The sequence below is a fragment of the Nodularia harveyana UHCC-0300 genome (genome assembly GCF_034931085.1).
Lineage (GTDB): Bacteria > Cyanobacteriota > Cyanobacteriia > Cyanobacteriales > Nostocaceae > Nodularia > Nodularia harveyana.
On sequence record NZ_JAYGHG010000039.1, the window covers coordinates 1 to 18862 of the forward strand.

Below are 18862 nucleotides of genomic sequence, written 5' to 3' on the forward strand. Positions count from 1 at the left end.
GGTAAAGTAGCTAAATGAAATAATTGGTGATTTCTCATACATCTAGTATTTGTTTTTGCCTAGCAAAAAAGCAATACTAGATGCAATCGTTATCACCCACCTTATATCCCGCCACTGATTCGGAGTACCAAATTCAGTGGGGGACTTACGGCGTAACAGTTAAAAAATATGACTCTAGACATTTGACTCTTAACAATGGAGTGAAACAGACAATAGTTAAGCACCACGCCTCAGTGCAATTTCTACCCGTTTTAACTCTTGCTCTAAGCGATCTTTAAGCTTTTGGGGTACGGGACGATTCGGGTAAGAGCTATAGTGTCCTGCTAGGGAGTTGAGAGCTGTTCGCATGGTTGTAAAGGAACTAAGACCAGAAACACTATTATCCCGTTGGTAACGAGCGGAAAAATCGTTAATTTTCTGACGTGCTTCTGATTGAATAGCTGCTTTATTGGGTGAATCTCCGGTTAAATCCAGAGCTTCTTTCATGATATTGACTACAGCTAAAGTGTCTTGACGGTAATCACCTGTTAAACTGTCTGGACTGCTACAACCTGTCAGACCAATGGTGAAAACCAAGATGAGGGCAAGTAGACGCGACCAATAGCGCTTCATAATTGTTAAGTGAATAATACGTAAATCAAGGTCTATCCTATCCTGGATTGGTATCCTGGGGATCATTTTAGAGGGGGAGTGTAGGTGTGGGGAGTGTGGGAGGTGTGGGAGGTGTGGGGAGTGTGGGGAGTGTGGGAGGTGTGGGAGGTGTGGGAAGTGTGGGAGGTGTGGGGAGTGTGGGAGGTGTGGGAGGTGTGGGGAGTGTGGGGAGTGGGGAGTAAAGAATTTTGGATTTGCGTTAGCGAAGGTACGCAGCGCAGCGAATATTTTAGATTTCAGTCTAATCCAAAATCTAAAATCTAAAATCTAAAATTGATTGACTAATGACCCTTTGATAAAGAGTATCCCGTTGTTGGTAGGGTCTTTCTAGGGAAGCGATCGCACTTTGCAGGGTTTCTACTTCCATACAAGTACCACCCACAGCACCTGCCATTGTCGTAATATGTTCTTCCATGAGTGTACCGCCGATATCGTTGCAACCCCACAATAAAGCTTCAGTAGCACCAGCCAGTCCCAGTTTTACCCAACTTGGTTGATGATTGGGTATGTAATTTCCTAAGTAAATTCGCGCTACGGCTGTGAGTAATAAGGCATCATCTAATACTGGTTGATCACGCCCGACACGATGGCGTAATGATTTTGGTGCTTCTTGTCCGACAAAGGGTAAGGCAATAAATTCTGTAATCCGAGCCGGATATCCGCGATCAATGGCAGTTTTTTGGAGCGATCGCAATTTCTCTAAATGCCCAATTTGTTGTTCTGGGGTTTCAATATGCCCCGATAATATCGTACTAGTTGTGGGTAAACCTAACTTGTGAGCCGTACCCACGATTTCTAACCAAGTGGCTGTGTTAATCTTTTCTGGACACAATACCCTTCTCACTTGGTCATCTAACACCTCGGCTGCTGTTCCTGGCATAGAACCCACACCAGCATCTTTTAAAGCAGCAATGACATCAGCATATTTAATACCGTCAAGTCTAGCGATAAATTCCACTTCTTGGGGAGAGAAAGCGTGTAAATGTATCTGGGGAAATGCTTGTTTAATGGTTTCTACTAACTTCAGGTAATAAGCCAAAGACTGACCATTAATCTGCGCTTCTGGGTTTAATCCCCCCTGCATACAAATTTCCGTTGCGCCTCTTGCTACTGCGTCGGTAGATTTTGCTAAAATTTGCTCCCAATCCAACCAGTAAGCACCAGGGTCACCATTATCCCGACGGAAGGCGCAAAAGCTACAGTGTTGCTCACAAATATTAGTAAAGTTAATGTTGCGGTTAATTATGTAGGTTACTGTATTGCCCGCTTGAGTGTATCGGAGTTGGTCAGCTGTGGTCCGAATGGCTGCGATCGCCTGTGGGTCAGTTTGCTTTAACAATACCACTGCATCGGTGGTAGATAAATCGTACCCTGACAAGGCATGATCCAAAATATTATCAACAGTTTTACACGCCATCAGTGATCACCCAGTTACTTTTATTATTTTGGCAGAAGATCATGATTGCTCAAATCCATTTTTTAATCAAATTAATCTCTATGAAAATATATTTATTGTCTAATTTATACTAACTAGTATGCGTGAAATAACTCATCAATCCGGCTCAGAAACAAATACTAGATTACAAATTCCCGAATTACCCGCCAGCAGTTGCGGTGAAGATAGTCAACCTATTTATTTTTCACTGGTGATTCCCACATATCAAGAGCGGGAAAATATTCACCAGATGGTAAAAATATTGACTGAACTGCTAAATGAATCCATCCCTGGACAATATGAACTGATTGTAGTTGATGATAATAGTCCCGATGGCACTTGGGAAGTTGCAAAATCCCTGATGGCAGAATATCCGCAGTTGCAGGTAATACGAAGGGAAGAAGAACGGGGACTATCTTCAGCAGTAATTCGGGGATGGCAAGTAGCGAAAGGTACTATTTTGGGCGTGATTGATGGAGATCTACAGCATCCACCAGAAATATTAAAACAATTATTACAGGCAATTACACAGGGAGCAGATTTGGCTGTGGCTAGCCGTCATATAGATGGAGGTGGTGTTAGTAGTTGGAATATTGTCAGGCGTTTTTTATCCCGTGGCGCTCAGATATTAGGATTAATTGTGTTACCGGGAGTTATAGGAAAAGTTTCTGACCCCATGAGTGGTTATTTTATCGTCCGCCGTGCCTGTATCGCAGGTGTAACACTCAATCCAGTGGGATACAAAATTCTGCTGGAAGTAATTGGCAGGGGAAATGTGGGTAACATTACGGAAGTTGGTTATGTATTCTGTGAGCGACAACAAGGAGAAAGCAAGGTGACATGGAAACAATATATAGAATATTTACACCACTTGTTACGTCTGCGCTTTTCTAGAAAACTAGATGCACAAATGAGTTTCCCCTTGCCTAAGTTTATCCGCTTTGGTGTGGTGGGACTGAGTGGGGTATTTGTGGATATGACTATGCTTTATTTACTCAGTGACTCCAATACTTTGGGTTTACCCCTGACAAGCAGTAAGATTATTTCTGGTGAAATTGCGATTTTTAACAATTTCTTATGGAATGATGCTTGGACTTTTGCAGATGTCAGTAGCCAGCAGCAGCAATGGTATCAACGTTTGCAGCGATTCGGGAAATTTAATTTAATTTGTCTGGCTGGGTTGATGTTGAATCTCTTGGTGTTCAATTTGGTGTTGAATTTCGTGATTGCTAATAAATACATTGCTAATCTGATAGCGATCGCAATTGTGACTAGTTGGAATTTCTGGGTGAATTTAAAACTTAGCTGGCGGGTGACAAACGTGAAATAGACTCTATTACATTGAACTTAAATATCTAATCTGAGTCTAATATAGATAAATTCACTAGTATATTTTTACCTCGATACAGCCACAATTCTACTTAAAAGATGTACTTATATAATAATTGGCGCTCTATTGTTGCGACTCGCTGGTTTCATCCTGTGCTATTGCTGATTTGGTTCTTCATCGGTCTTAGCTTACGTTTAGCGAATTTGACGGGAAAACCACCTTGGACTGATGAGTTTTCTACCTTAGTCTTTAGTTTAGGCAATAGTTTTTTACCAGTACCCTTAGATCAAGCGATCGCACCGGAGATTTTATTACAGCCACTACAACCACAAGCAACTGCTAATATCTCAGAGGTCTGGACACACCTGAGTCAAGAAACTAACCATCCTCCCCTTTACTTTTTTCTGGCTCATTGGTGGATGCGGTTATTTCCGACACCACAAGGTCTAGTATCTTTATGGGGAGCGCGATCGCTGGCGGCTATTCTGGGTGCAGTCTCGATTCCGGCTATCTATACTTTAAGCTGGCTGAGTTTTCGCTCACGATTAGTCAGTCACCTAGCTGCTGCGATGATTACAGTATCACCCTTTGGCATCTTTCTGGCGCAGGAAGCACGTCATTACACCTTGGCGATTTTGTGGGTGATTGCTTCCTTTGGCTGTTTGGTAATTGCTACACGTCATCTACAAAAGCAGACTCCATTACCGATTTCTTTAGTCCTTTCCTGGGTAGTAATTAATGCTTTGGGTATAGCGACTCATTACTTCTTTGCCCTTACCTTGTGTACACAAGCCATAGTGATCATTTTTCTAGCTTGGTATCAACGCCCCACCAAATTTTCTCTATTCTTGTCCCCAGTTTGGCAAAGGATCTATGCTGTTGCGGCTGGTACTTTTGTCGCAGGTATAGTTTGGCTACCTGTATTTTTACAGAATAGCTACGGGAGTAAATTAACAGAATGGATACAAGAACCACGAGTGGGATTTGCTTGGATTAGTCCGATTTTTCAAGCCTTAGCCGCCTGGATTACGATGCTTTTTTTACTCCCAGTGGAAGCAACACAACTAGGAATTGTGATTGTATCCGGGCTAGGAATGCTGATTTTCTTGATTTGGGCATTACCAATATTGATTCGTGGCTTTCAGGTACTGTTACAGCAACCAGATAACCGTTTCACTACTCAGATATTAGGTGGTTTAGTCCTGAGTGCGATCGCCTTATTCTTAATTTTTACCTACTTTCTCGGCATTGATTTGACCAGGGGCGCTCGTTATAACTTTGTTTATTTCCCGGCTGTCATCCTTTTATTAGCAGCTAGTCTAGGAGTTTGTTGGCAAGATGAAAGTATAGGGAAATGGGGAATCGGTGGTAAAAAAGCGGTGGTGTTAATTTGGCTGGTGGGATTTTTTAGTGCTGTGACAGTTATCAGCAATCTTGGTTATCAAAAATACTACCGCCCAGACTTGTTTGTGCAACTTATTCAACAAACATCCTCAAATCCCGTACTGATTGCGACCACCCAGGTAACTCATGTCCAGATTGGGGAAATGATGGGAGTCGCCAGGGAGTTTAAAATCAGCAATTCGCCCTCGCCTTCTCCTCTGTTTCTCTTCGCCCATCAAGACCAAGACCCCAATAGTTCTACTACATCCCTAAGTAATACATTCACAGCTTTAGCACGACCCTTTGATCTATGGTTAGTGAATTTTCATGCACCCATAGCCGAGGAAGTCCAACAATGTGCAGCAGAAACCGAAAATATGCCAGCCATCGACGGCTACGTGTATGAACTTTATCACTGTGAATAATCTGATGATCAACTTTTAGGCAGACCCACTGGTGATAAACCTGCTATCGCCCTGAGATTTTGACAACGAATTAACTCGTTAAAATTCAGAGTTGAATATTTTTCAATAGTAGCGATCGCCTCAATAGCAGATAATAAATACTCGGCGGCTTCAGTTTCCGAGTAACCCCGGCGTTGAGCTATGCGAATCGCATTTAAATCGGCGTTTAACTCTGAATCAGGAGATTTATTAGTCCGCCAAATCCGCAGCAAAGCGATCGCACTTAATCCCCCAGACACAGCCACACCCACCACATCCCCTTGGGCTGACTCCACCAAACCCGCCAATAGCCCCAGCAGAACTACACCTTGATAAATATGCGGTTGAAACCACTTCACCTCCATCAACCAACTAACCTTCTGCAACACTGATAAATCCCGTTGGGGTTTAGCCAACCGAAACCACAAATCAAAATTAATATATATCAACCGCTCCTGAGTCCAAGGAAAAGGAAAAACTGCATCAATCACCTTTGACTGCTCTGGCTTACTGACAATCTTGACAGTCATCCGACTAGAAGCAGGTATCACATCTAACAAACGGCGAACTTCAACCCTTGGCTCCATTTTAATAATTCGTAATGCGTAATGCGTAATTCGTAGTTACAATCTAAAATTCTGACTCAGCGCACCTTCGCGTAACTCTGCGTTTAACAATGTATTCTATTACATGAGATAATACTACTTAAGTGCTTCAGTAAGAACTACGAATTAATATTAAATGGATGCATTTGCTCCCATTCCGCCTAAATGGACAGATCAGGCAGTTCACGCTCATGAATTTTGCTGTCCTAGCTGTCACGCCAGTAGCCGCCAAGCAGTAGAAGTTTGGCTCAATCGGCGATCGCCTGTCATGACACCAGACCATCGACGCAAATGGCAGGAATTTTATAATTGTGAATGTGGTTATATTTGGTGGGCGTGGAGTAGCGATCGCATAGCGGATTCCTAGATCACCCGCCCGTAGATATATAGCAGGGGCGCAGGGAGCAGGCTTGCCCTGAGCGACTTGTACTGAGCGCAGTCGAAGTAAGTCGAAGGGGAGCAGGGGGGAAGGCATAAACCTCCTGAATTACAAGGGTTTTATGATCCATTTTTGTCCTAACCACCTTGGCGGTTGCTATAAATCAATCAGATTATTCTAGATAGAGATCAAAAAAACCCGCACTCAGGCGGGCTTTTAATTAACTTCTCACCAAAAACAGTTTTAGAAACTGAAGGTAGTACGTAAAGTACCTACATAAATGGTGTCATTGTTACTATTGTGTTCAGGGTTGAAAATTACTAACAAACCAGGAGTAACAGCGATATTGTCAGTTAGACGCATCTTGTAGAGACCTTCTAAATGATAAGAGGTGTCGTCTTCCGACTCTACAGAACCACCAGTAACTTTGGGGGGTTGACCAAAGATTAGACCCAAAACATTTCCTTCTCTACCAAAGTCTTTAATACCTAAGCTAGTAGCCCAGTAAAAAATTTCTGCATCAGCATCACTAACTTCAGAGTCTGCTGTGGTGTAACCAGCCCAACCACTAACTGTCAATGCCTTACTAGGTTTTAAGCTAGCTTGTACACCATAGTTATTGGATGAAGTTGCAGTATTACCAAAAGGTCTGCGAGCATTCACGGCTCCTGTGCTGCTACCGGTGCTACCAAAAAGGTCTACACCAGTCTGGCTATTTTGATAACTACGAGCGTAGGTGAAACCTACATTAAAGGCATCACTAGGTTTGAAGGCGACCTGACCAAAGATGGTGTTACTACCATCGAAAATACCATTTTTATCAGCAGGATCATTAGCTCTAGGTGCTAGGTACGCTGCGCTCAAACTTAAAGCACCTTTAGGATTCAGTTGCACAGTCAAACCTGAACCACCAGAACCAAGGCGATAGATGGGGCTGAAACGACCATAACGAGAAATAGCACCAGAACCACTACTCTTAAAGTCAGGGTTGAAGACATCAACACCAGTTTCGTAGAATTCTGAACCAGTGGCATCGATCTGCACACGCACGGAATCAGTCATGTTGAAAGCGTAGTTAGCTTTATCGATTTCAACATTATTACCACTATCACCAGCAAAGCCCAAACGGGTCATTCTGGTTCCTGTCACATCACCATCAAGTTGACCGATATTAGCAGATTCTAAACGGACTTGCAACTTGTCTTTTCCAGTGAAGCTGCTTTCTAAACTCAAACGCACCCGATTGGAGAGGGTGACATTATCTTGTATGTCTCCACCGCCTGCTCTTTCGTCACCAAAAGCACCAGCCAAAGCAAAGATAGCTTCACCCTTTAACTTAGTAGTGGTAGAAAATTGATTTGATTCTAACTCAGCAGTCCGAGCTTCTAAGGAATCTACACGACCACGCAGGGTAGCCAATTCAGCCGAAAATTCTTCTTGCAAGCGCTGTAATGTAGCCAGGTCTTGTCTGGTCAGTACATCGGCGGTTGCTGTTGCAATCAGTTCATTAACTCGGTCTAAGCAAGCATTCAAACCAGCCGCAAATTCGTACCGGCTCAATGCTCGGTTACCACGGTAAGTAGCATCAGGATAACCTGCGATGCAACCGTAACGCTCAACCAAGGACTGCAAAGCTTGAAACGCCCAGTCTGTAGGTTGTACATCGGAAAACTGAGAAACAGATGTTACCTGACCCATGTTGTCAGATTCTTGGGACAACTGAGCTACAGTTGTTACTTTATTAACTTCCCCAGCTAAAGCACTGTTACCAGAGAAAAGTGCGATCGCAATGGCTGGACTAATCTTCAGCGCATTCCAAAGTAGTTTTGTCATATTTTTATTTACACTCACACCAAAATAATTGAAACAATGAAAAAACTAACAGCTTTTCCAGATGACTCACTTAAACCTTCGGTAAACAATATAGCAAAATTTGGAGAATTAGCACAAGTGAATTCTTATTTTTTTTATACTCTACTTGCGCTTAATTTTTTTCCTGGTAGAAGAATAATTCGCCTTTTACGGCGTAACAAAGCTCCTTCTTCTTCAAAATGCTGTAGCAGCCTTGTTACAGTCACACGAGTAGTATTTAAAACTTCAGATATTTCCTGATGAGTAATATTTAGATCAATTAATTTACCTTGTACTACATCACATCCAAATTTTTCACCCAACCACAGCAAAAATTTTCCCAAACGTAAAGACATTGGTTTAAGATGTACAATGCTTAAAAGCTCTTCTGAGTTTTGAATGTGAGATAAAAAAGCATCAATATCTCTATACCAAAGGTCAGGCTTGATTATACTGACTTCTACGCTTGTCAGGCACTCAATTTGGTATGGCTGAACTTTTGATAATGAATAGCCAATCAAATCACCAGCACCCCAATAACCCAGAGTAATAAATATTCCCTCTTCACTCCAAGTTAAAGTACGTACTGCTCCCCGCTCAATCCGCCATAGTACATCCTTCTCAAGGGGAATTAATTCTCTGCGGTTAAATAACCTTTGTGGTAATTCTCCACTAGAGTTAAATTCATCGGATACATGAGTTAATTTGTGGGTAAGACTTGTGGAAGACATGATGCAAATACTTGTAAAAGTGCAACTTTAATGGCTATGGAAATCAATTAATATAAAAAAATTGCCAACAAACGTAAAAATACTAATTTAGTAAGTATATATACACAAAAATTTACTCTTTGTTTGATTGTTTTTACTACCTTAGCTGTAAAAGTTTTTTCATCACTTCTGAGAGAAACAACGCAAATATTATCTCTCCCATTCACAGCCATAGATAACGGTGTATGAGACTCCTTAATTAGTGAGACAAAAAATTGTTTCTATAGTTCTATGTAATTAATATATTTCACTAAGATTAAGAAAAGGTAATCATTTAGTAAAATGTATATCAGTTAACACGATTTTAATTTTTGGATTTTTCCTAAATTAATAAATCCCCTTTCTTCAGCCCTCAAACTTAATTAAAAACGTTGTCCGGTGACGATATATGCTACTCTTTGACCGATATTAGTAGCATGATCTGCCATCCGTTCCAAACAACGAATGGCTAGTGCTAGGAGTAAAATTGGCTCGACTACCCCAGGTATATCTCGTTCCTGAGCTAAAATCTGATAAACACGATTGTATGCATTGTCTACAGCATCATCCAGGTGCTTTAAACCTCGTCCACCCACCTCATCCAAATCAGCTAAAGCCTTTAAGCTAGTTGCTAACATTGCTTGTCCATGATGAGACATTTTTTCAATATCCGGTATAGATTTATGAGGCGGATAAGGAAAAATTTTCACAGCAATATTTGCTAAATCTTCAGCATAATCACCAATGCGTTCTAAGTCTCGCACCAACTGCATAAAGGCACTCAAGCAGCGTAAATCTTGAGCTGTAGGTGCTTGTAAAGTCATAATTGCCGTACAATCTGATTCTATTTGTCTATAAAAGCGATCAATTTTTTTATCTAATCGAGGAAGTTCCTCAGCTGCCATTAAATTACGGGCAAATAATGCTTGGTGGCTCAGGCGGAAGGATTGCTCTACCAAAGCTCCCATCCGTAATACGTCGCGTTCTAAACGCCTAATGGCTCGTGCTAACTGGGGATTTTTTGGGTTGGAATTGTAATCATACAAGGCAGCTTTCACACTTATGATCTCAAAGGTGAAGGTATTCTAAACTTTGACATTCTCTGCGCTCAAGAGACAGAGATTATTGCTTTAACGAGACTACTTAAACTAGATTTTTGATGTTATCCAGCCCAGAGGTGAGACTCCTCACAGGTAGCCATGGCCGTTGGTATAATTTGGCCGTTAGGCAGTTGGTTTTATATACAGGTTTATTACCTTTTCTGCGATAATTGTAGCAATAAAAAGACTAAAGTCAGGCAAACAAATAAAGGAACAAAAGTCAGAAAAGCTAAAATCCTGTGGTAATTTGTAAAATCACACCAGGTTTTCCATGATTTGTGCCTAAATAATCAATTTGCCCAAGCACCTTAAAAAGTGAGTTTAGCTTTGATTCCTGGGTTGAGGATCTTGGTTGGGAGAGTTTTCTATCACTTCAGGAAGTTGAAGTTGCATCCAAGCGCCTCCAGTTTCTGGATGGTTCATGGCTTTGATGGAACCACCGTGGGCGAGAATAATTTGGCGGACGATCGCCAAACCTAAACCGTTACCAACAATTGTCCCCAGAGAATTATTTTCTGGTAATGAGGAATGAGTCCGCGCTTTATCTCCTCGGTAAAATCGCTCAAAAATATGATGTAGGTCTGCTTCAGCAAAACCTAGTCCAGAATCAATCAGATTTATTTCTAAAACAGTGGTTGGGCGATCGCCACTATGATTATTTTGTGTAGATAATATTTGGGCTTGGATTTGAATATTAGTCCCAGGAGGACTGTATTTGATGCTGTTATCTAGCAAGTTGAGAAAAACTTGATAAATCCGGCCAGGGTCTGCTTTAATCCACAGATTTTCTGGGCCAGAGTAGGACATAGATAGATGTTGCTTTTGGGTTAATGGTTCTAAAGTTTCCCAAACAGATGTGATCAGCGATCGCACTTCCAAAACTTCTAAATGCAACTGCATGGTAGGGTTTGCTTCCATTTGCGTCAACTCTAACCAGCTTTGCACCAAGTTAATTAACCGATCAACTTCCTGCATTAGCCGATTTACCCAGCGATCTAAGGGCGGATCTAAACGCTTTTGTAAAGTTTCCACCACCAGCCGAATAGAAGTCAATGGCGTTCTCAATTCGTGAGCCAGATCCGAAAAAGAGCGATCGCGTTCTTGATTCATATCCAGCAGAGGTTGGCGATTTTCGAGAAAAACTCCTACTTGTCCATCAGGTAACGGTAAACTAGATGCTCTTAAGCTCAATGTTTTTATTGTTGGCATCTGTACAGCATCATCACAGGATGGGTGAAATACCCACTCCTTTTTCTGTGGTTGTTGCCAATCACGAGTTTGTTCAATTAAATGATCAAGTTCATAAGACCGCACCAACTCCAATAACAGGCGCACTTGTCCCGCTTGCCATCTTTGCAAATACAATATTTCTCTCGCTTGCTGATTGCACCATAGCAATTGATTTTCTTCATCAACTTGCAAATATCCCAGTGGAGCAAAATCCAGCAATTCTTGGTAAGTTTGGATTGACTCCTGTAAATCTGCTCGCTGCTGCTTCACTGTAGCTATTTCGCGCTGCAAACGAGGTATTAGCAGTAGCACTAGCTTAGAAGAACCGGAGCTTAACGGTTGTAGTATCCGCCCCAAATAGCGCCTTAATTGAACCTGTTGCCAAATCCAAAAGCCAATACCTACCGCTAAACCCAGAAAAAATCCCAATAACAGCATAAGGATCTCAGTTGTTAGTTGCTTTGTGATTAATAAAAACTAACAACTATCTCCATAAATTATCCAAATCTATAGCCAAAACCTCTCACAGTCACAATATATTCTGGATGGCTGGGGTCTTCTTCTAATTTTTCTCGTAACCAACGGATATGAACATCTACAGTTTTACTGTCACCAACAAACTCCGGCCCCCAAACTTGATCTAGCAATTGCTCACGAGACCAGACGCGACGAGCATAACTCATAAATAGTTCTAGCAAACGAAACTCTTTCGGAGACAGATTCACCTCTTCACCACGCACCATCACACGGCACTCTTGGGGATTTAAAGTCACATTTTTATGTTGTAACACTTGTAGTTGTGGCAAACTACTTAAGCGTTGACGACGGATGAGCGCCCGACAGCGAGCCACCAACTCCCTCATGCTAAAGGGTTTAGTGAGGTAATCATCGGCTCCCACCTCTAACCCTAAAACCCGATCAGTTTCACTACCTTTAGCACTCAGAATTAAAATTGGCACTGGGTTTCCTTGATGACGCAATAAGCGGCAAATATCTAACCCATTAATATGAGGGAGCATCAAATCAAGAATTATTAAGTCAAAAGGAGGTTCCCCAGAGTTGGCTTCACAACTTTTGAGATATTCTATAGCCGAACGACCATCCGCAGCAGTGATTACGCCAAAACCTTCTTCCTCCAAGGCGACAGCTAGCATCTCTTGGATTAGTTCCTCGTCTTCTACTACTAAAATACGGCTGGTTTGTCCGATTTCTGCTCTGGTAGAGTACTTGATTGATTCACTGGTATACATTGATATCAGAACAATCTATGTTTGTAGTTGTATCAATTAACATTTTGGAATTATTTATCTAAATCTCAGTAGCTGGATTTTTTTACTGCTGGGATTTTTTGACCAAAAGTAACATACATAACAATACATGATAAATACCTGCCATTGCAAACTAACAATAGTATTTTTAGCAACCTCCTGTGGACAGTTTTGTGGATAGTTGCGATTCTTTTTAAGAAGACATAATTCTGATTGTTGTATATTTGACGATTAAGGTAAATATTTTTGGACTACAATCCAACCGGTCAGACTTACCCAAGCAAAAGCGATACAGAGAATTATATTCACACCAATATGTAGAGGTCTAGCCCAAGAACGCCCGGTGTTAATCTGTGTGGCGCTCACAGCAGACAGCACCACCAACCCTACAACTATTAACCCAGCAATCAAGTGTGATGAGTGTCCCAAGGAACCGAAGTGTCCCAAAGTACCAACAATGCCAACAGCTAGCAATAGCAATACTAAGCTGACCATAGTAATGCCAATTGTATAGTGGAGCGATCGCACCTCCCTACGTCCACCCAAAAACCACAGGGAACTAGGGAAACGTCCTGTAGTTCTCTCCCCCAACATCCAAACACCCGTAATTGCTAGTAGCAAATAAGCCAGTAGCGACAACCCCATAGACCAAGCGGCTATTTTCCACAACCAAATAAAAGAAGGCAAATTCATAACAGTGATTTTAGACTGGAACGGAGAGACATAGAGAATTAAAAATCAACAAAAAAGGTTGCTGAATTAAGCAACCCTAAAATTATCTAAAATTGTTTTTTTAATCAATGGATAATCAGCTAGCAATTGTGAAGGGTTTTGTAGTATTCTCAATATTTGTATTAATTGATTGCACCATTGGTTTTGTGCTGATATTATCTGTATCAAATTCGCTACTGGTAGGCTCATTCATCGCCAGGCGATCGCACGGAATCGTATCCGACAAAATTGAACTAGCCATCATACCCGTATGAATCTCCATTTGAGCATCTAGCGGAGCTTCAAAAACCAGGCGTTGACCTGGAAAAACAACTCTTTCAAAGTACCAATTAGAAATATTGCAGATGCGAGCAATTTGAATTTTGCTCGTAATATTAACGTAGCAACAAAGGACAGTTCTCGATTGCTCTGGTGGTAGAGGATCTAATATTTGAGCCATAACTGCGGAGGAGCTTTACGCCACAATTTTACATTACACCAGCAAAACTAACATTTGATGATCCCAGTTACTGTAACTCCCACTACCAACTGAAATTTTCTGCATTATTTCTATCTAAAGTTATGTTTCATTTTATAGCAGGAATCAGTAATTAAGCCTATGTCCAACTACATTTAATGGGAGCATCCCAGTTTGGCAGAAATATTAGATAGCAAGTAAACCAGTAAGCACAACGAACAGACAAGATTAACATTTTCAACTTTCCATTGTGCCTCAGAGATTTTGATTTACTTGCCAAGCTGTTTGATAGCTGACTCTACAGCACCTGAGCCAATGGAACAAAGTTGCTCAGTTTGGATGCACCACTAACAACCATACCAGCCACAGCACCAGCAACGACCAACGGCAGAATAGGAGATAATTTCGTGACGTTGTCCTGTTTTAAAGTTTGCAAATAACATCAGTCACACAAAAACAAGAAGTGATCTAAAAGCTCAGAAAGCCTTCGGCGTAGCTAGAAGCTCCAGAAAGCTACTGTGTAGTCTCTGAGATAGTGAAGAGGGTTTCCGTGGTCACTGGGATGCCAACCCTTCGACAGGTGTTACAGTGGGCTTGCCGAACTGCTCAAGGCATTGCAAGTTGACTATAATATCGCCGAAGCGAGAATGATTGGGTAAGTCCTATTAACTTCTCTACTGTCTGCTTCCACTAACAGGAGGTGAAAAAAAGTAGTATAAATTGAGTACAACTTTGCAATCTATAAAAGAATCTCTGCCAATGTATGCGACTGAAACAGTTACCGTACCTACTCGCGTTATCGGTTTAATTAGCGGCACTTCCGTGGATGGTATAGATGCTGCTTTGGTGGAAATTTCTGGTGGGGAATTAGATTTGAAGATTTCTTTGCTCGCAGGGGAGACATATGCTTACACACCCGCATTGAGAAAGAAAATTTTAGACGTTGGTGGAGGGCTTGCTGTTTCTATGGCAGAATTAGCAGAATTAGATGATGCGATCGCTATTGCTTTTGCCGAAGCTGCTGAAAAGATCCAAATCGGTCACCAGTCAGCAACTTTGATTGGTTCCCACGGTCAAACTGTCTACCACCGACCACCAGTAAGCCCGGAAATCAGTAATAAAATCCAGTTAGGTTACAGTCTACAATTAGGACGCGGTGCGGTGATTGCCCATCTAACGGGAATTTCTACTGTGAGTAATTTTCGCGTAGCAGATATCAATATTGGCGGACATGGTGCGCCCCTTGTATCGAGAGTAGATGCTTTTTTACTCAGTGATTCCGTTGAGGGACGTTGCATTCAAAATATTGGTGGGATTGGGAATGTGACTTATATTCCACCTCGCGGTGGTGACTGGCTGTCCAAAATTCGGGCTTGGGATACTGGCCCTGGTAATAGTTTATTGGATTTGGCAGTACAACATTTGACTGATGGTGCTAAGTCTTATGATCAAAATGGTAATTGGGCCGCCAGTGGTGTTCCTTGCTATTCGTTAGTAAAACAATGGCTACAGGAAGATTACTTTCATCTACCTCCCCCTAAATCTACAGGTCGTGAGTTATTCGGTATGACTTATTTACATCAGTGTTTAAAAGATGCGGAACCCTACCAATTAAATCCGGCTGACTTATTGGCGACACTTACAGAACTGACTGTTGCTTCTATTGCTCACAGTTATCAGACTTTTTTACCCCAAATGCCTCAACAGGTATTATTATGCGGTGGTGGTAGTCGGAATCTGTATTTAAAGCAAAGGTTACAGTTACTGTTACCATCCTTAGCCGTGTTGACTACAGATGAAGTTGGGTTGAATGCCGATTTTAAAGAGGCGATCGCTTTTGCGGTTTTAGCCTACTGGCGACAGATGGGGCTTCCTGGTAATTTACCTGCGGCCACTGGCGCACCTAGTGAAATGCTTTTGGGCGATATTCAGAAGTGTGGATAAGTTAATTTCACAAATCATCAGCAGGATTAAATTCTTGTATGTCACAATTTTAAATTGTGGATCACCCCCGGACCTTGAAGGCAAATCAGTATTGCAATGGTATTTCGATTTACGTCGTGCTGTACTGGGGATATTCGAGCAAGACAAGGAACAGAGAAGGTGGATCACACTTTTTTATTGGAACCGGGGCGCTGGAGCATGGAAGGCCATTGGCTGGAGCGTCATGGTGTACCAATCAGCGTTAAAGGTATGACCTTGGTGGCTTGGAGTCGAGATAACTGGTTTACTATGGCGACAAAGCTAATATTTCCCGGTAGCGATCGCTCGGAAATTTCTTTGCAATATAAGGGACGGTTAGACAATGGAGAGCGCCAATATAGTTTTTTACTCCAACACAATCTTTTGGGCAAAATTGAAGGTGAAGGTTGGATTGGTGTCGATACAATTATGCAGCACTACTGGGTAATAGGCGATCGCCAACGTCGTAGTGGCTATGAAACCATACACCGCCTCTCCAAAGAGACATATCATCTCAGTAGTGCAATGATGACAGGTCATGTGTTAACAGATACTCTGGAAGCCAACCTAGAACGTCAATGAACATAGACTTTATTCAAAATTGAAAACACCAGAAACCAGAAGTAATATTTTTCGATGGGATATGGACTTAGCCAAAATTGGGCAAACTAAAAGTATATCAATTTCACAGAAACATCAAGTTAATTAACGCAAATTTACTTAGGTTTCATTAATTTTCTTACACATTGGAGTCCAATTTTCTATGTCAGACCCCAACATTGGTCGCTTACTCGCCAAACGTTACCAGCTGCAACAACTAATTGGTACTGGAGCTATGGGTCGGGTTTATCGTGCTAAGGATACTTTGTTGGGAGGTGTACCTGTTGCTGTAAAATTTCTGGCCTTGTCCATCCAAAATCAAAAGATGGGATTACAAGACCGCTTTGAGCGGGAAGCCAAAACCTGCGCCTTACTAGGGCAAAAAAGCATTCACATTGTCCGAGTCATGGACTACGGTATAGATACAAATAACACTCCATTCTATGTAATGGAATACTTGCCAGGTAAGAGCCTCAACCAGATTATCCGCCAAGAACGTTTATCTTTACCAAGATTTTTGAGTATGTCGCGGCAAATCAGTTTGGGGTTGAAGTGCGCTCATGATGGTATAAAGATTGACGGTGCAGTTTATCCCATTGTTCATCGTGATGTTAAGCCCAGTAATATGCTAGTGATTCCAGACCCCAGTTTTGGGGAATTGGTTAAGGTTCTAGATTTTGGAGTAGCTAAGTTACTACAGGGAAATACTGAACAGACAAAATATTATTTGGGGACTCTGGCTTATTCTTCACCCGAACAAATGCAAGGTAAGGAATTAGACAACCGCGCCGATATTTATAGTTTGGGCGTGATGATGTTCGAGATGCTAACAGGAAAAATGCCCCTAGTTTCACCAACTAATTCTTTTAAAGAATGGTATAAAACCCATCAAAATCAACCACCACGGAAATTTGTGGACGTTGCTCCCACCGTGGAAATTCCTCAGTTAGCTAAAAATTTAGTCATGAGTTGTCTAGCTAAAGCCCCAGGCGATCGCCCCCAAAATATCACTGATATTCTCCAGGTTCTAGACTCTCTAGAACAAGATGATATACAGGAGACAACTGTACCTGATCATCCTGTACCCACTCAGTCCTTGATCATTAGGGATAAACCAGAACAAAAGATAAAAACTAATTTAGAGGTATCTGTACCACAGCAAAAATCTGATCTTCGCTCTGCTTCCTGGCCTAGTGATAAGCCAATTGCAGATATTGTTTTTCCGAAATCCATTCATGATAACGGCGAGACCCTAGCAGCCCTTTGGGTGATGCTACCACAGGCAGAAATTATTAAACACGTTCACTCTAAAATTTATAATCAATTTTTATTTATTAATACTCCCCACCCGATGTTGCTGTGGATTACTGTGATTTACAATCGGCAAGATCGGGCGAAATTTTTACCTTATTACCTGGATATGAAAACTAGTCTGGGTCAAGAAATTACCGCCTTACTAGCAGAAAAGGTTTCCTATCGTCTGTTGTTATTTGCACGGGAAGCCCCACAACGCTGTTCGCATATCTTAGTATCCAGCATCGATACAGCCCAACCCCAACGACTACAACATTGGATAGCAATGAGTAAAACCTTTCCCTCATCTGCTGATCCTCAACTGAGTAAAAGTTTGCTTAAAAGTGAATATGAAAAAATTAAGCCGACAATTCTCACAAAGTTGGAAAGAGTCTTTTTTTAGAGAAGAGTCACTGAGAAGCCTACACTGTATGCTTGCATCAGTTTAGGAGTATGTCACCCAATAGACCGATGATTAATGTAGTTTTCGGTAGAATGTAACACTTTGTTAAGAAAAATCTCGATCTAGTTGTAAGTTTGATTTATAAGAAATACCATAGGCATGAGTAACAGTTAAAAGTTAAAGCTGCCAGCGTTACAAAACTGAGAGCAGCTAAAAGTTAAGCACTGTTTAATTTAGGCAAAATCTTCGGTTTTTCTACGTCTATAGATACCTGATATCCCTCAAGTCAGATTTATCCATCTTGGAATTCTTATTTTTGACTTATCGTTCAGATGATTATCAGTAGATAACACCGTCAAATAACCGATAATCTAGATTAAATTTGGTCAAAGTTAATTTTAGATGGGATTGATAATAACAGAATAGGGGTAATCATCTTCACCTCCCTTAGTCCAGATTGATTCCTGATGAAATTAAGTATAAACCTCTTCGATTTTAGTTGACGCCCCAGCATCCCCAGCTTCTTTCCTTCGTGGAACTCAGCAAGAGAAGGAGGTCGCCCACTGCGACACACAAACTACCGACTCTATGCCATAGTGGAACCTGAATCTAAGCCCCACTGATGCTTCAGTAACTCTTGATAAGTTGCTTCCCGCACCATCATCTGTTCATAAAGCTTCACCAAAAAGTCTTTTGCTTGGTCGTTACTCATGTGTTGGACTTGAGTAGCAAATGAGCGGATGCTAAATTGCTGTTCCAAAGATAGTTCGATGGGTTGATTCATAATAAACTCCGAGAAAAACAACGCGGACAATTTATGTTGATTACAGAAACTCCACAAGTATAAAAAGTGGGTCAGTATTCCTCATACATTTGTGCCTCTATATTAAGAAAGATAACAATTGTTTGACGAATTGCCCACTTCCCTGCGGCTAATCTTTCTGTTTTGATCTCTTGAACTTGAAGCAACGAATGTGCTACTGAGGTTAAG

General features: G+C 41.5%; 18 protein-coding genes and 1 pseudogene. 7 read left to right on the plus strand and 12 right to left on the minus strand.

Translation table 11 applies throughout. The annotated features are described in order from the left end of the window. Positions 1 to 216 precede the first annotated feature (216 nt). Entirely contained in the window at positions 217 to 612 is a 396-nt protein-coding gene (psb27, locus tag VB620_RS18345; protein WP_323197592.1) for a photosystem II protein Psb27, read from the minus strand. An 86-nt stretch (positions 613 to 698) separates the two neighbouring features. Between psb27 and VB620_RS18350 the strand changes: the two genes are divergently transcribed. Beyond that, positions 699 to 833 (plus strand): hypothetical protein, encoded by a 135-nt coding sequence (locus VB620_RS18350; RefSeq protein ID WP_323197593.1) that lies wholly within the window; start codon positions 699 to 701, stop codon positions 831 to 833. A gap of 71 nt (positions 834 to 904) precedes the next feature. Here VB620_RS18350 and cofH read toward each other — a convergent pair whose 3' ends face one another. Beyond that, on the minus strand, positions 905 to 2068 hold the full coding sequence (gene cofH / locus VB620_RS18355; protein WP_323197594.1) for a 7,8-didemethyl-8-hydroxy-5-deazariboflavin synthase subunit CofH: 1164 nt from the start codon (positions 2066 to 2068) through the stop codon (positions 905 to 907). A 118-nt stretch (positions 2069 to 2186) separates the two neighbouring features. Between cofH and VB620_RS18360 the strand changes: the two genes are divergently transcribed. Both VB620_RS18360 and VB620_RS18365 read left to right on the plus strand, forming a co-directional pair. Further along, the gene (locus tag VB620_RS18360) at positions 2187 to 3416 is read left to right on the plus strand and encodes a glycosyltransferase (RefSeq protein WP_323197595.1); all 1230 of its coding nucleotides are present in this window, start codon (positions 2187 to 2189) and stop codon (positions 3414 to 3416) included. Positions 3417 to 3514: 98 nt separating this feature from the next. After that, on the plus strand, positions 3515 to 5224 hold the full coding sequence (locus VB620_RS18365; RefSeq protein ID WP_323197596.1) for a glycosyltransferase family 39 protein: 1710 nt from the start codon (positions 3515 to 3517) through the stop codon (positions 5222 to 5224). A gap of 8 nt (positions 5225 to 5232) precedes the next feature. Here the strand turns inward: VB620_RS18365 and VB620_RS18370 are convergent, their stop codons facing one another. Continuing rightward, positions 5233 to 5829, minus strand: coding sequence for a DUF3318 domain-containing protein (locus VB620_RS18370; RefSeq protein WP_323197597.1), 597 nt, complete (start codon positions 5827 to 5829; stop codon positions 5233 to 5235). A 154-nt stretch (positions 5830 to 5983) separates the two neighbouring features. Between VB620_RS18370 and VB620_RS18375 the strand changes: the two genes are divergently transcribed. Then, positions 5984 to 6214: a hypothetical protein gene (locus VB620_RS18375; RefSeq protein ID WP_323197598.1), complete on the plus strand. Its 231-nt coding sequence runs from the start codon at positions 5984 to 5986 to the stop codon at positions 6212 to 6214. A gap of 255 nt (positions 6215 to 6469) precedes the next feature. Here the strand turns inward: VB620_RS18375 and VB620_RS18380 are convergent, their stop codons facing one another. The 8 genes and pseudogenes from VB620_RS18380 to VB620_RS18415 all read right to left on the minus strand — a co-directional run. Next, the gene (locus VB620_RS18380) at positions 6470 to 8059 is read right to left on the minus strand and encodes an iron uptake porin (RefSeq protein ID WP_323197599.1); all 1590 of its coding nucleotides are present in this window, start codon (positions 8057 to 8059) and stop codon (positions 6470 to 6472) included. A gap of 134 nt (positions 8060 to 8193) precedes the next feature. After that, entirely contained in the window at positions 8194 to 8808 is a 615-nt protein-coding gene (locus VB620_RS18385; RefSeq protein ID WP_323197600.1) for a Crp/Fnr family transcriptional regulator, read from the minus strand. A 401-nt stretch (positions 8809 to 9209) separates the two neighbouring features. Then, on the minus strand, positions 9210 to 9884 hold the full coding sequence (phoU, locus tag VB620_RS18390) for a phosphate signaling complex protein PhoU (protein ID WP_323197601.1): 675 nt from the start codon (positions 9882 to 9884) through the stop codon (positions 9210 to 9212). 363 nt (positions 9885 to 10247) lie between these two features. Next, positions 10248 to 11594 carry a sensor histidine kinase gene (locus VB620_RS18395; RefSeq protein WP_323197602.1) on the minus strand — a complete coding sequence of 449 codons (1347 nt, stop codon included), beginning with the start codon at positions 11592 to 11594 and terminating at the stop codon, positions 10248 to 10250. A 59-nt stretch (positions 11595 to 11653) separates the two neighbouring features. Next, the gene (locus VB620_RS18400; RefSeq protein ID WP_323197603.1) at positions 11654 to 12406 is read right to left on the minus strand and encodes a response regulator transcription factor; all 753 of its coding nucleotides are present in this window, start codon (positions 12404 to 12406) and stop codon (positions 11654 to 11656) included. 249 nt (positions 12407 to 12655) lie between these two features. Continuing rightward, positions 12656 to 13117 carry a DUF4079 domain-containing protein gene (locus VB620_RS18405; protein ID WP_323197604.1) on the minus strand — a complete coding sequence of 154 codons (462 nt, stop codon included), beginning with the start codon at positions 13115 to 13117 and terminating at the stop codon, positions 12656 to 12658. Positions 13118 to 13232: 115 nt separating this feature from the next. Further along, positions 13233 to 13595 (minus strand): DUF1830 domain-containing protein, encoded by a 363-nt coding sequence (locus VB620_RS18410; protein WP_323197605.1) that lies wholly within the window; start codon positions 13593 to 13595, stop codon positions 13233 to 13235. Positions 13596 to 13752: 157 nt separating this feature from the next. Continuing rightward, positions 13753 to 13951 (minus strand): annotated as a pseudogene (locus VB620_RS18415) (hypothetical protein); the annotation flags it as partial. A gap of 421 nt (positions 13952 to 14372) precedes the next feature. Here VB620_RS18415 and VB620_RS18420 point away from each other — a divergent pair. From VB620_RS18420 to VB620_RS18430, 3 genes are all read left to right on the plus strand, one after another. Continuing rightward, positions 14373 to 15557 (plus strand): anhydro-N-acetylmuramic acid kinase, encoded by a 1185-nt coding sequence (locus VB620_RS18420; RefSeq protein ID WP_323197619.1) that lies wholly within the window; start codon positions 14373 to 14375, stop codon positions 15555 to 15557. A gap of 159 nt (positions 15558 to 15716) precedes the next feature. After that, positions 15717 to 16157, plus strand: a complete 441-nt coding sequence (locus tag VB620_RS18425) for a hypothetical protein (protein WP_323197606.1) — start codon at positions 15717 to 15719, stop codon at positions 16155 to 16157. 181 nt (positions 16158 to 16338) lie between these two features. Beyond that, positions 16339 to 17871 carry a serine/threonine-protein kinase gene (locus VB620_RS18430; protein WP_323197607.1) on the plus strand — a complete coding sequence of 511 codons (1533 nt, stop codon included), beginning with the start codon at positions 16339 to 16341 and terminating at the stop codon, positions 17869 to 17871. A gap of 586 nt (positions 17872 to 18457) precedes the next feature. Here the strand turns inward: VB620_RS18430 and VB620_RS18435 are convergent. Then, a complete protein-coding gene (locus VB620_RS18435) occupies positions 18458 to 18655 on the minus strand; it encodes an NblA/ycf18 family protein (protein WP_323197608.1) in 198 nt (65 codons plus the stop codon). Positions 18656 to 18862 lie beyond the last annotated feature (207 nt).

Coding starts and splice junctions, on each gene's coding strand:
- psb27 (WP_323197592.1), bottom strand. CDS start 612: ATGAAGCGCTATTGGTCGCGTCTACTTGCCCTCATCTTGGTTTTCACC.
- cofH (WP_323197594.1), bottom strand. CDS start 2,068: ATGGCGTGTAAAACTGTTGATAATATTTTGGATCATGCCTTGTCAGGG.
- VB620_RS18360 (WP_323197595.1), top strand. CDS start 2,187: ATGCGTGAAATAACTCATCAATCCGGCTCAGAAACAAATACTAGATTA.
- VB620_RS18365 (WP_323197596.1), top strand. CDS start 3,515: ATGTACTTATATAATAATTGGCGCTCTATTGTTGCGACTCGCTGGTTT.
- VB620_RS18370 (WP_323197597.1), bottom strand. CDS start 5,829: ATGGAGCCAAGGGTTGAAGTTCGCCGTTTGTTAGATGTGATACCTGCT.
- VB620_RS18375 (WP_323197598.1), top strand. CDS start 5,984: ATGGATGCATTTGCTCCCATTCCGCCTAAATGGACAGATCAGGCAGTT.
- VB620_RS18380 (WP_323197599.1), bottom strand. CDS start 8,059: ATGACAAAACTACTTTGGAATGCGCTGAAGATTAGTCCAGCCATTGCG.
- VB620_RS18385 (WP_323197600.1), bottom strand. CDS start 8,808: ATGTCTTCCACAAGTCTTACCCACAAATTAACTCATGTATCCGATGAA.
- VB620_RS18395 (WP_323197602.1), bottom strand. CDS start 11,594: ATGCTGTTATTGGGATTTTTTCTGGGTTTAGCGGTAGGTATTGGCTTT.
- VB620_RS18400 (WP_323197603.1), bottom strand. CDS start 12,406: ATGTATACCAGTGAATCAATCAAGTACTCTACCAGAGCAGAAATCGGA.
- VB620_RS18405 (WP_323197604.1), bottom strand. CDS start 13,117: ATGAATTTGCCTTCTTTTATTTGGTTGTGGAAAATAGCCGCTTGGTCT.
- VB620_RS18410 (WP_323197605.1), bottom strand. CDS start 13,595: ATGGCTCAAATATTAGATCCTCTACCACCAGAGCAATCGAGAACTGTC.
- VB620_RS18420 (WP_323197619.1), top strand. CDS start 14,373: ATGTATGCGACTGAAACAGTTACCGTACCTACTCGCGTTATCGGTTTA.
- VB620_RS18430 (WP_323197607.1), top strand. CDS start 16,339: ATGTCAGACCCCAACATTGGTCGCTTACTCGCCAAACGTTACCAGCTG.
- VB620_RS18435 (WP_323197608.1), bottom strand. CDS start 18,655: ATGAATCAACCCATCGAACTATCTTTGGAACAGCAATTTAGCATCCGC.